Origin of the sequence: Halanaerobium saccharolyticum (genome assembly GCF_004362045.1) — a bacterium.
Lineage (GTDB): Bacteria > Bacillota > Halanaerobiia > Halanaerobiales > Halanaerobiaceae > Halanaerobium > Halanaerobium saccharolyticum_C.
Window position 1 is genome coordinate 86,292 of sequence record NZ_SNWX01000009.1, and the last position, 12,296, is coordinate 98,587.

The 12,296-nt window shown below is 33.3% G+C and carries 13 protein-coding genes; 1 reads left to right on the forward strand and 12 read right to left on the reverse strand.

The genetic code is table 11. From position 1 onward, the window contains the following. Positions 1-64: 64 nt before the first annotated feature. Positions 65-1,105, reverse strand: coding sequence for a mannonate dehydratase (uxuA, locus tag DFR79_RS07520; protein ID WP_133514893.1), 1,041 nt, complete (start codon positions 1,103-1,105; stop codon positions 65-67). Positions 1,106-1,469: 364 nt separating this feature from the next. Between uxuA and DFR79_RS07525 the strand changes: the two genes are divergently transcribed. Then, the gene (locus DFR79_RS07525; protein ID WP_166638009.1) at positions 1,470-2,705 is read left to right on the forward strand and encodes an IS110 family transposase; all 1,236 of its coding nucleotides are present in this window, start codon (positions 1,470-1,472) and stop codon (positions 2,703-2,705) included. A gap of 320 nt (positions 2,706-3,025) precedes the next feature. Here DFR79_RS07525 and rplI read toward each other — a convergent pair whose 3' ends face one another. The 11 genes from rplI to DFR79_RS07575 form a co-directional block, all read right to left on the reverse strand. After that, positions 3,026-3,469, reverse strand: a complete 444-nt coding sequence (rplI, locus tag DFR79_RS07530; protein WP_133514895.1) for a 50S ribosomal protein L9 — start codon at positions 3,467-3,469, stop codon at positions 3,026-3,028. A 23-nt stretch (positions 3,470-3,492) separates the two neighbouring features. Continuing rightward, positions 3,493-4,377: a DUF2232 domain-containing protein gene (locus tag DFR79_RS07535; RefSeq protein WP_133514896.1), complete on the reverse strand. Its 885-nt coding sequence runs from the start codon at positions 4,375-4,377 to the stop codon at positions 3,493-3,495. A 90-nt stretch (positions 4,378-4,467) separates the two neighbouring features. After that, complete coding sequence (gene rpsR / locus DFR79_RS07540) at positions 4,468-4,683, reverse strand: 30S ribosomal protein S18 (protein ID WP_005489213.1); 216 nt, start codon at positions 4,681-4,683, stop codon at positions 4,468-4,470. Between the two features lie 115 nt (positions 4,684-4,798). Continuing rightward, the gene (ltrA, locus tag DFR79_RS07545; RefSeq protein ID WP_133514897.1) at positions 4,799-6,643 is read right to left on the reverse strand and encodes a group II intron reverse transcriptase/maturase; all 1,845 of its coding nucleotides are present in this window, start codon (positions 6,641-6,643) and stop codon (positions 4,799-4,801) included. A gap of 708 nt (positions 6,644-7,351) precedes the next feature. Next, positions 7,352-7,834 (reverse strand): single-stranded DNA-binding protein, encoded by a 483-nt coding sequence (locus DFR79_RS07550; protein WP_133514898.1) that lies wholly within the window; start codon positions 7,832-7,834, stop codon positions 7,352-7,354. Positions 7,835-7,858: 24 nt separating this feature from the next. After that, on the reverse strand, positions 7,859-8,158 hold the full coding sequence (gene rpsF, locus DFR79_RS07555; protein ID WP_133514899.1) for a 30S ribosomal protein S6: 300 nt from the start codon (positions 8,156-8,158) through the stop codon (positions 7,859-7,861). Positions 8,159-8,352: 194 nt separating this feature from the next. Further along, positions 8,353-8,652, reverse strand: a complete 300-nt coding sequence (locus DFR79_RS16235; protein ID WP_208107511.1) for a PD-(D/E)XK nuclease domain-containing protein — start codon at positions 8,650-8,652, stop codon at positions 8,353-8,355. Further along, positions 8,633-9,928, reverse strand: a complete 1,296-nt coding sequence (locus tag DFR79_RS07560) for an AAA family ATPase (protein ID WP_208107512.1) — start codon at positions 9,926-9,928, stop codon at positions 8,633-8,635. The genes DFR79_RS16235 and DFR79_RS07560 overlap by 20 nt, the downstream gene beginning before the upstream one ends. Before the next feature lie 43 nt (positions 9,929-9,971). Continuing rightward, positions 9,972-10,475 (reverse strand): phosphatase PAP2 family protein, encoded by a 504-nt coding sequence (locus DFR79_RS07565; RefSeq protein ID WP_133514900.1) that lies wholly within the window; start codon positions 10,473-10,475, stop codon positions 9,972-9,974. 407 nt (positions 10,476-10,882) lie between these two features. Continuing rightward, positions 10,883-11,974 carry a redox-regulated ATPase YchF gene (gene ychF, locus DFR79_RS07570; protein WP_133514901.1) on the reverse strand — a complete coding sequence of 364 codons (1,092 nt, stop codon included), beginning with the start codon at positions 11,972-11,974 and terminating at the stop codon, positions 10,883-10,885. A 23-nt stretch (positions 11,975-11,997) separates the two neighbouring features. Beyond that, positions 11,998-12,177, reverse strand: coding sequence for a DUF951 domain-containing protein (locus tag DFR79_RS07575; protein WP_133514902.1), 180 nt, complete (start codon positions 12,175-12,177; stop codon positions 11,998-12,000). Positions 12,178-12,296 lie beyond the last annotated feature (119 nt).

Genomic DNA, 12,296 nt, shown 5'->3' on the forward strand with positions numbered 1-12,296 from the left:
ACTAATTTCAAAAAGAATCCCCTACTTAAACTATCAAATTTAAAAGAGGATTCTTTATTTTAAGCTATTTGCTGCTTTTTTTAATTGCTTCCCAGAGACCATTAATATAAGTTGCTCCTAAAGCACGATCATAAAGTCCATAACCCGGTTTACCTGTTTCTCCCCAGATCATGCGGCCGTGATCAGGACGCAGTGGTCCCTCAAAACCTACATCATGGTAGGCCTTCATTATTTCATAAATATCAAGTGAACCTTTTTCACTCAAGTGAGCTGATTCTTCAAAGCTTTCTTCTCCTGTGATCTTAACATTTCTGACATGAGCAAAATGAATTCTATCTCCAAATTCTCTGATTATCTCCGGAATGTTATTTTCAGGATTAACTCCCAGTGAACCAGAACAGAGATCAAGTCCATTTGCTGGAGAATCAACCAGATTTAGAAGTCTGCGCAGATTTTCTTTGCCAACTACAACTCGCGGCAGACCAAAAATAGACCATGGTGGATCATCGGGATGGATTGCCATTTTGATATTTTCTTCTTCTGCTACCGGAATGATTGCTTTTAAGAAGTATTCCAGGTTATCCCAGAGATCTTCCTCATCAATTTCCTGATAAGCTGTCATTAAATCATTTAATTCATCTTTTGTATAACTTGTATCCCACCCGGGCAGATCAAGTTCTCCACTTAAAGGATCCATTTTGTCTACTTCTTCTTTTTTGTAAATTAAAGCTTCTGAACCATCATCCAATTTGTGATCAAGCTCTGAGCGAGTCCAGTCAAAAACAGGCATAAAGTTATAGGTTACTACTTCAATTCCCGCTTTCGCTAAATTTCTCAAGGTTTCTTTGTAGTTTTCAATATAGCGGTCCCGGGGCTCAACACCCATTTTAATTGCTTCAGGTACCGGTACACTTTCGATAGCTGTAATTTCAAGTCCAGCTGCTTCAACCTTATCATTTAATTCTTTGATTTTCTCATAAGGCCAGGCTTCTCCTGCTGGAATATCATAAATTGCTGTCACAATTCCCACCATACCAGGAATCTGTCTGATTTGTTCTAAAGTTACAGGGTCATCATCACCATACCAGCGAAAAGATAGTTTCATAAGATCACTCCTATTGTGTTATTATAGATTTTAGAAACTAATCAAACTAAATAATTTGTACTTCATTTTGCCTTTTGATATAATTTACCTGGGATGGAGTACATTGCGGCTCTTTTAAAAGAGTAACGCTCTAACATTGTGTACTCCGTTCCTTTTTGTTTTATAAATTTGTTTATAATGGGTGGATTGGGCTAGTTCACTCCTTGCGGCTCTGTCTATCTTATCAGAGTAACGCTTTTTAAAAGACTGCCATCCACCTGTTACTATCATCAGAGACGTCAAATAGGACGCTGCGAATCAACGCTAATCCAATAGGGCACGCCTGATGATAATTTAAATAAATCTAACTAAGGAGCTGATCATTGTGGAACAACTAAACTACGTATTTGTCGGTGTTGATACTCACAAAAACCAGCACACTGCCTGTGTATTAAGCTGTTTCCATGAAAATTTAGGTATAATTCAAACACCCAATAATCCAGCCCATTTTGAGAGTTTTATTCAGGATATTAATTCATCTAAATCTCCTGATAAAAAACTGGTCTTTGGACTGGAAGATACCCAGGGACTCGGTCATTCTCTAGCTCAGTGGCTCTTAGAACAGGGCTATACTGTTAAAGAAATTAACCCCGCTCTAACCAAAAGAGAAAGGCATCATAGTCCAAACCCTGATAAATCTGATGAAATTGACGCTGAAGCCATTGCAAATGTATTAATAGTAGATTTCAATAAACTTCCTGATGCTATCTATGACGCTAATTTTAAGGCAATTAGACAGCTAAACAACCAGCGTCAAACTTTAGTTAAAGAACGAACTAAACTTAAAAACAGATTCCATAATACAATTCACCAGCAGTATCCTGAATACGAAAAATTTTTTAGTGATCCCTTTGGTAAAACTTCTATGGCTTTTTATGAAAAGTTCCCTCATCCCGCAGATCTTAAATACTATGGAGAAAGCAGGCTCCAGGATTTTCTAAATGATCAGGTCAAATCTATAGGTAATGATAAGGCTGCTACTATACTTTCTCTGGTAGATAAAGATAAACAGAAAACTGCGGATGCTGAAGCCAGAAATACTATCATCATAGGTATCATCAAGCAATTGAGATTGCTTTCTAAGTCACTTGAAAAAATCAATAGTCAACTTGAAAAAGCAGTTGAAAAGAGCCAGTATCAGCTGACAACTATGCCTGGTATTGATTTTAAACTGGCCGCACTATTTATTTCCAATATCAAAAATATTGATAGATTTGAATCAGCCAGTAAGTTAGCACGTTACGCAGGCCTGGCACCTGTGGAGCACAGTTCTGGTACTTCTAAAAATATGAGTTACAAAAAATACGGCTGTCGTGATTTGAATCATGCTTTTCATTTACTTGCAGTCCAACAAATTGGTATCAGCATCCATGGTAAGATTGAAAATCCTGTTTCCTACAAATACTACCAGAAAAAACTTCAAGAAGGTAAATCACAGAAAGTAGCCTTAACCTGTCTTGAAAGACGTTTAGTTGATATCATATATGCCATGATGAGGGATAGATCTGCCTACAGATTACCAGAAAATATTGACTATGAGGTACTTGATAAAGCTGGCTAAATTAAGTTTTTAGTATTTTTCTAAAGACTAATATCTAATCCCTAGGTCTCCTTACGCTTAAAATCAATACCATTTTCTACCATGGAAATTTTTAACTTGACATAGGACGTCTTTTATTTGATTATTTAGTAATTTGAAAGCGTTTTCAAAAGTATTAAAAAAATCTTTTTCCTTTTAATCTCTTATATATTTAATTCGTCATCAAATTAAAAATTCCTGCATAAATTTAAAACTAAACAAAAAAAGATATAATAGACAATAAATTTAAAGAAGCTCAAACATAAATAAGCTTGAGCTAATGTTTGAGCTTCATATTTTATTTACTTTTCTTTTATATTAATCTTTAAATTAGCTGATATATCATCATATAATTTTACTTCTACAGTATGCATACCTAAAGACTTAATAGAATCATCAAGTTCAAGCTTCCGCTTATCAATATCATAACCTTTAGCGGCGGCTGCTTCGGCAATATCTTTGGTATTTACTGAGCCAAATAATCTACCGTTATCTCCGGCCTTAACTTTGATTACAAATTTTTCTGATTCTAATTTAGATTTCAACTTTTGAGCATCTTCTCTTTTTTCAGATTCCAGGCGATTTTTCTTTGCTTCTTTTTCTTTTAATTCTTTAATTTTCTGCTGTGTTGCTTCTACTGCCAGGCCGCGCGGCATTAAATAATTGCGGGCATAACCATCAGCTGCCTCTACAACATCACCTTTAGAACCCAATTTTTTAACATCTTCTGTTAATACTACTTTCATAATTTTTTACCTCCTCAGTCATTTTAACCAGGTTGATTGGTCTGCTTTCTGAAATTAAACCACATATCCAATAATCCCATTAAAACAAGGATAATTGGAACAGGTGGAAAAATAAAAATTAAAAAAATCAAAAAAGATTTAAGTAAAAAAGAACTGCTTTTTTGCGACAAATAATACATTAAAACTGCAAAGCCCTGTAGAAATGCCAGGAAAAACATAAAAATATTGATATTCAAAAAAATCGGATTCGAAGTTAACAAAAGAGAAATCACAATCAAAGGTGAAACTATCCAGCGGGGAAAATACCAGTTACTGACCGCTTTATATAATTCTATATTTAAGCCTTTTCTTCTCAAATACCAGGCTGAAACATAATAATTTAAAATACCGGTTATACTTGCAGAAATAGCGAGCAGGGCTGGAAAAATCATTCTAATTAAACTCATCTGGGCCGTAATTAGCTGTTCCACAGACTGCTGATCAAATTCGCTGCTTAAACTCTCTACTGCCTGCTGCAGGAGAGTTTGATAATTTAAATTGAGCATTCCCGAAGAAACATAAAATATCAGGCCCTGTGAAATTATTACTGTAATCACAGCTATAATTATCGTTTTTAAAGGAGATACTCTCTCTTTAATCACATTACCAATTACAAAACCCACCAGTCCAAAACCAATTACAGTCATCAAACCCATAACAGTTCCAAATAATAATCCGTTTATTAAAGCAGCTATCACAATTACTCCAATTACACTACTGCTTTCTTTTTTCTGAACAAGATATACTATTGGGACCGGCCAGAGTATCATAACTGCCATCGATAAAAACGGAATAAAATAATTTACTGCAGTCAGTAAAATTATGTAGGCCAGAGTTCTAATACTGTCTTTATATCTTCTAATATCCATTTAATTTATCACCTCATCTACCGACAAAAATGACAGCTATTATTAAAGAAAGGAGGCGCCATCATAGATTTTGCCTCCCCAATTAAATACTTATTCTTTTACATAGGGCAGTAAAGCAACTGATCTAGCTCTTTTTACTGCCTTTGTAATCAATTTTTGGTGTTTGGAACAATTTCCTGTTACACGACGCGGCATGATTTTTCCACGATCTGTAAGATATCTATTTAAAGTTCTTAAGTCTTTATAATCTATTTTTTTATCTTCATTTGCACAAAAATGGCATGACTTATTTCTACCTCTAGGCATTAAAATTTACCTCCTTTTTATAATGATAGGTAAGTTTTTGATATTATCTCCAACTTTTCCCCCATTTCACACCGTACACGAGAGTTTCCTACTCATACGGCGTTCCATCACGTTTTTAAACTATTTTGATACATTCATTTCCTACTTTTGAGCGAAATTTGTTTAGCTTACTCAAGGCTTTGTCATCAAAATACATTTTATTTACCTTATTTAAGTATTTCTGAATAGTTTCTTGGTTTTTAGCATGGATTAACTTATGAATGTTTTTAGAAATTAAGATTAAATTTCTATAATTATCTTTCCCCCCTTTACAGCGGGGTTTTTTATGATGACATTCAATATCTCCAATTAATAAAGGTTTACCTGTAATATAACAACATCCATTCTGTCCTGAATATCTGGAAATCCTATTATCGTTATATTCAATTGTTTCACCCTTGATAGGATTCTCAACTAAATAATTTAATATATATGGTGAAACATTTTTCAACCTTTTATGGATTTTCTTTCTTCCTTTTACAGTGTAATCGCAAATTTCCTGTGAAAAGTTCATAGGAGGATCTGTTTTTACAGCTGAAATCGGAAATATTCTTAATCCAGCTACATAATAAGGTTTTGAATTATATTCCGAATATAATTTTTTGTATAAGTTAGACTCATTACCTTTTTCACTTAAACTCGCCCAAAGTCTATTTTCTAAAGCTCTATTAACTTTAAAGGCAATTTCTCTAAAATCATGGCTAACTAATGTTGCCATTGAATAATAGTTTTGCATACCTAAAATCATTGAATTGAGTTTTGCAATTTGTTTTTGAGTGTTTTCTTTTTGTATTACCTTAATTTGTTTCTTCAATTTGTATGCTAATCTACTTTTTGTTTCTTTTGTTATTCTAGATTTTATTATATATTTATTTGCTCTCTGAAACACTTTGAATTTTATTCCAAGAAATTTTGAATAACTAGATTTTAAGTTAGTAATTTTAGTCTTCTTTTTACTAACTTCAAGATTAAGTCTTTCCTTCAACCATTTACAAACCGCAATTTTTATTTTGCTTGCTGTTTCATAATCCTTGCAAAATATTTTAAAGTCATCTGCATATCTTACAATATGCATTTGTTTCATATTGCTTTTCTTAAGGGCTCTATACTTATTACTATCATTATTATAATTATGGTCTGTTTTGAATGTCTCCCACTGATTGCTAATCCACCAATCCAGTTCATTGAGAACTACATTGGCCAATAAGGGTGAAATAATTCCACCCTGAGGAGTTCCTTTTGTTGGAATACCTTCTCCTTCAATTTCAGCTTTTAATAATCTACCTAAAATTGATATGAGATTTTTATCTTGTATTCCCATGGTCCATAATTGTTTCATTAATTTCCCATGATCAACATTATCAAAGAAACCCTTGATATCAACATCAACAGTGAAATACAGTTTAGACCTATTAACTAATCTCATACATCTTGCAATAGCATGTTTGGTACTTCTATTTGGTCTAAATCCATAACTATGATTATAGAATTTAGCTTCACAAATAGCTTCTAAAACCTGTTTTATTGACTGTTGTATTAACCGATCTTCAATGGTTGGAATTCCTAAAGGTCTCTTCCTACCATCTGGTTTCGGTATATAAACCCTTCTTACTGGTTGAGGAATATAATATTCTAGTCTATTTCTAACATATTCTATTATATATTCTGTGTTCCATTGAGCTATATCAGTTATTGTTTTATTATTTAAACCACTAGTTTTACTACCAGTATTATTTTTTATGGTTCTATATGCTAATAAAATATTTTCTCTTGAAGTTATTTTCTCAAAAAGATTTTTGAATTTATGACCTTTTTTACTTCTCTCATATAGTTTATCAAACATTTCTTGAGTTCCATAATATTCATTGTGTTTCAATTTGTTCTTCTTATTCTCTACACAAACTTCTTTCAAAGCAGTCATAAGTCGGTTATTCACCTTCCACCGAGAAGGTTTTTGCCTCTATTAGTCTTACAAGAACCTTATTTTAAATGAAATATCTGATAGTTAAAAATATGACTAGTGGCTATCCTTCCATTCCTTATTATCAGAATTTCGTCAGTACTGTGCCACCACTATCACCAACATAATGATATGTTATAGAAATTAATTCTTTTCCATATCTACACTTCAAAGATATTAAGCTCTCCATGCTGTTGGTTTTCATCGTTCCAAAAACTTATCCTGAAATTAATTATTCAGTTAAATACCTCCTATGAGCCTGTATGTTTAATACATCCTTTAAATGTATAAGGATTTTCATACATTCTAATCTTACTCACCCTCACATACCTCAGACTTTGCTGAGATAACCATTTCTAGTTATTCGTGCTGTAGACCCGTACTTTCAGAGGTTCGTCAGTGGCTAATTACCACATACTTATCATATGAATTTTACAGGCGTCCGAGCTATAGGTTACATTATCCTACTAAGATAACTTTCGTATAATTACGGTAACTCTCACCCGACTTCACCGAGCTTATTACATTAATCCGCTTAATCAAATCAATGCAATTCGGAGTATTAACGACAGCCCTTCAAGACGTTACTCTCTCATTTGACTGATTCAGTTTTTAGTTCTAATATTCGTTATAATATTAGGCAATTCTTTTCAAATTGCAACGACTCGCTCAAAATGGTACATCAAAATCATCAGCATCAAAATTATCATCGAATTGAGCATCAAAATCGTCCTGCTCCTTTTTCTTATTCTGCTGAGCAGATTTATTTTGCTGCTGATCACTATTATTTTGACTTTTTTGAGCCTGTCCCTGATTATTACTGCGGCTATTACTGCTGCCGAAGTCCAGAAAACGCACATTATCGGCGTTAACTTCAGGATTTATATAAGTTCTGTTGTTGTTTTCACTTTTACGAATCTGTAAGGATCCATCAACTCCAACCAGTCTACCTTTTCCGAGATGACGGGCACAATTTTCCGCCAGACCCCGCCAGGTTACAATGTTGATAAAATCAACATCTCTATCCCCATCACGATTAGTATAATTTCTTTCTACTGCCAGTGTAAAATTACAAACTGGAGTTCCATTGCTGGTATAGCGAAGTTCAGGATCTCGTGTCAGGCGGCCGATTAAAACAATTCTATTTAACAAGAGTATTCACCACCTAAATTTATATTATGCATCATTTCTAACTACTAAATAACGAATTACACCATCCATAATCTTAAAGATTCTTTCTAACTCATTAACTACAGTGGTTTTAGCATTAAATTCTAAGATTGTATAATCACCAGAACGATAATCTTTAATCTCATATGCTAACTGCTTCTTACCCCAGGCATCAACCTCGGTTACTTCTCCTTCATGATCTGAAATAGCATCTTTTACACGCTGAAGGATAGTTTGTTTTTCTTCATCTTCAAGATCTGGTTTAAGTACAAAAGTTGTTTCATAATCTCTTTTTCTTGCTTCCATTTACATTCACCTCCTCCACACGGACTAATGGCCCTGCTGCTAGCAGAGCATGGATTTTTAACCAATCTAAATTATAACAGCTCTCAGCTTAAAATTCAAGTTTTATTTTACGTACACCTACCGTTTACTTGTCGTTTTTTGTCGAAATTTAAAATAATAAACTAACACCAATCAAGCTTTCACTAAAAATCAGGTTAAGCTTCTCTAATTTTAACTTTTTTACCAGAAAACACAATTGCAACTTTTATAATCCTCTTAACTCCAATTCTAAGTAACTCCTGCTCATATTTTTTTCTTTCTATCTGCTCTAAAGCTTCGGCTGCTGCCTTTTCCAGAGCTTCTTCTTTATTTGAACTAATTTTTTTGAATTCGATAATAATTCCGGACTTTTCTCTGTTCCTGGGAATTATCATAATATCATAACGCCCAAATCCACTTTCTCTATTTGATTTAATCTGATAGTTATCTTTTAAATTAAGTAAAAGCCCAAGCACAAAAGCATGATAAACTTTTCAGTAAAATATTTAATTTCTGGCTGCTGAGATTTTCTTCAAACCATTGAGTAATAATATTTTCAAAAATATATCTTATTTCCTTATTTGGTATTTTCAGATCACAATAAAGGTACATTTCTCTTCTTTCTTTTTCTACAAAAGTTAAATACCCACTTAAAAGCAAAAAACTCCAGATAATATTAACTTTTTTATCTATTTCTGAAAAAATAATATTCTCATCAATTTTTTTATTAATTGTATCTCCTTTTAATAGAATTTCAAGGTCTTTTTTGACCTCACTCTCACTATTAATTATTAAATCTTTAATTATATCATTGCTGCTGGTATTGGCCCAGTAAGGCTCGATTTCGCCTTCTCTTCTGAGACAATTAATTATTGACCAGGGATTATAAATAATATTTTCACCAAAATAATACCCATTATACCAGTTTTTTAGATCTTCAAATTGAAAATCAAGAGCATAATAATTAAATAACTCTTTAATCTCATTTTCTAGCAAACCAAAATATTTGCTGTATTCATTATCCAGTAAAGTACTAACTACAGGATTATTTAAACCAGAAAAAATACTCTCTTTAGCCACCCGTAAAATACCGGTTAATATCCCCTTTTCCAGAGCAAGATTGTTTTTTAAACCTGCACTTAAAAAATTTCTCATAAAATTTATCATTTTATCATAATAATTATTATAATAAGCCGCCTGAATAGGCTGATCATACTCATCAATCAAGATAATAACTTTTTCCTGATGATAGGCTGCTAAGTAATCAGATAAATCTTTTAATGATTCTTCATAAAATGCATTTTCTGCTTTTAAAGATAATATCTTTTGAAAAAATTCCTTATCATATTGATCCAGAACATCACTCTCCAGAAGGTACTTATGTCTTTTAAATTCACGGGCTACCATTCTTTTTAGCTTGATTTCGGCCTGGGGCCAGCTGTTTTCTTTAATATCTTTAAAAGTCAAATTTATTACTGGGAATTTTCCCTGTTTAGCAAGATATTCTTCCGCTGTCTGCTTTATTTTTAGATTTTTAAATAAATAACTATAATCTTCTTCATTATTTTCAAAATAATATTTTAACATTGACAGGTTTAATGTTTTTCCAAATCGGCGAGGTCGAGGCAGAAGAATCACCTGGGCTCCGTCATCTATTATTTCTTTAATAAAAAGTGATTTATCAACATAATAATAGTTTTCTTCTCTTATGTTTTTAAAATCATCAATGCCGACAGGTAATTTTTTCTTCAAAATTCTACCTCCTTCTGGAATTTGACATGAGCTGATTTGAAATTTAAACAAAACTTATCACTATAAAATGGACTGTAAAGGCTATTGTTACAGCTCCCACAATATCTAGAGGATAATGTACTCCGACCATTACTCTGGAGAGAGCTGTTGCAGTAGCAGCAGTAAGAAGTATTAGCCCTGCTAAAAGATTAAGATTTAAAAAGGCCAGTGCAATAATAAAAGAACTGCTGCTGTGAGTGCTGGGAAAAGAATGATCATTTCTCTGTTCAACCAGACTCTGGACCTTTAAATCTGCAAAAGGTCGTTTTCGATTGTATAGATAGGGAATGATTTTTGCCAGCGAATACACTACTGCCGGAGCAAAAACAAACTGCTTTAGCCCTGCATCATTAGTATAAATAAGCCAGACTGCTGCAGCAAAATAGATAGTTGAAAAGAACTTAGAGGAAAAATTAGTAATCAAAACTGCTGCCGCTGCCAGCCTGGATCGTTTCTGCGTAAAATTATATATTTTTAAAAATAATTTTTGATCCAATTTTTTAATCATAGTTTTATCCTAACTTTGATCAGGCTGAAATATATTAAAACGAGATTATCAGTAGTTTAATTTGTGAATTCAATCGAAGTAATTTTTTTGGAATATATTATCAAGAGATTATCAGCACTTTATTTTATGAATTCAATCGAAGTAGATTTTTTTGGAAATTAAATGCGAAAAGATTTTTCAAAATATAACTACATTACACAGAAACATTAGAAAAATCAGTGTTTAAAGCTTTATACCAACTAGATTATTTGAGTTATAATTTACAACTTCAATTGGAATAGGCTGAAATATAGCTGATTATGTTAAAATTATTTGCTGTTTGACCGAAGGGAGTTCAAATAATTAATAATCAGCTATCTATTGAAGCCGTCAATGGAGATTGTGTGTAAATTATAACTCAAATAAGATCAGACATTAAACCTGAAGTGACACACATCTCCGTCCTGCATTATATAATCTTTTCCTTCCAGTCTTAACAACCCTTCTTCTCTGGCCTGGGCCATCGAACCTACCCGCTTTAAATCCTCAAAACTAACAATTTCTGCTCTAATAAATCCTTTTTCCATATCACTGTGAATTCTTCCAGCCGCCTCAGGTGCTGTGGAACCTTTTTCTACTGTCCAGGCTCTACATTCCTGTTCCCCTGCTGTCAGGAAAGTAAGCAGATTTAATAATTCATAACCGGCTTTAATTACTCGATCCAGCCCCGAATTATTGAGCCCCAGCTCATCTAAAAACATTTCTTTTTCGTCCTCATCCAGTTCAGCAATATCAGATTCGATTTTAGCACTTATTTCTACTACTTTTGCTCCATCTCTCTCAGCATGTGTTTTTACATCTTTGACCAGTTCATTTTGACCGGTATTTATGTCCTCTTCATTTACATTTGCCAGATAAATTATTGGTTTAGCACTTAAGAGCTGTAATTCTTTAACCAGGCGTTCTCCAGTTTCGGCAAGCTCTAACTGACGAATGTTTTTACCTTCTTCTAAAGCTCCAGCAATTTTCTCCAGTGCAGATACTTCTTTAACATAAACTTTGTCTCCACTTTTGGCCTGTTTTCTGGCTTTTTCCAGTCGTTTTTCTACCTGAGCCAGATCGGCCATCATCAATTCTGTATTTATGATGTCAATATCTCTATCGGGAGATATTTCACCATCAACATGAGTTATATTTTCATCATCAAAACAGCGTACTACCTGGGCTATTGCATCTACTTCTCTGATATGTGCTAAAAATTTATTGCCCAGTCCTTCTCCCCTGCTTGCACCTTCTACTAGTCCAGCAATATCAACAAATTCAATCACTGTCGGCGTTTTCTTTTCTGGTTGATATTTTTCAGCCAGCCAGTCCAACCTCTCATCTGGTACAGGTACAACCCCAATGTTAGGATCTATCGTACAAAAAGGATAATTTGCTGCATCAGCACCTGCCTCTGTTAATGCATTAAAAAGAGTTGATTTACCTACATTAGGCAGTCCAACAATACCTATTTTCATTAATTAATCTTCCTTCCTAATAACTAAAGTTTTTTCTTAACGCTTTTTTCAAATTTATTTCTTGAAAGCATAATTACTCGTTCACAGGTCTCACACTTTGCTTTAAAATCCATGCCTACTCTTAAAATTTTCCAGTTCTTCCCCCCACAGGGATGAGTTTTTTTAAACTCGACTCGATCACCAACCGAAAAGTCTTTTGGCATTTTAAGACCTCCTTTAAATTTCTGCGTTACGTCAAATCTAATAGTTTTTTTAAAAATATTAATAGTTATCATGGTTGTCAGGTTAGAAATCTGCATTAAATGCAGGAATCCCTCCCCCT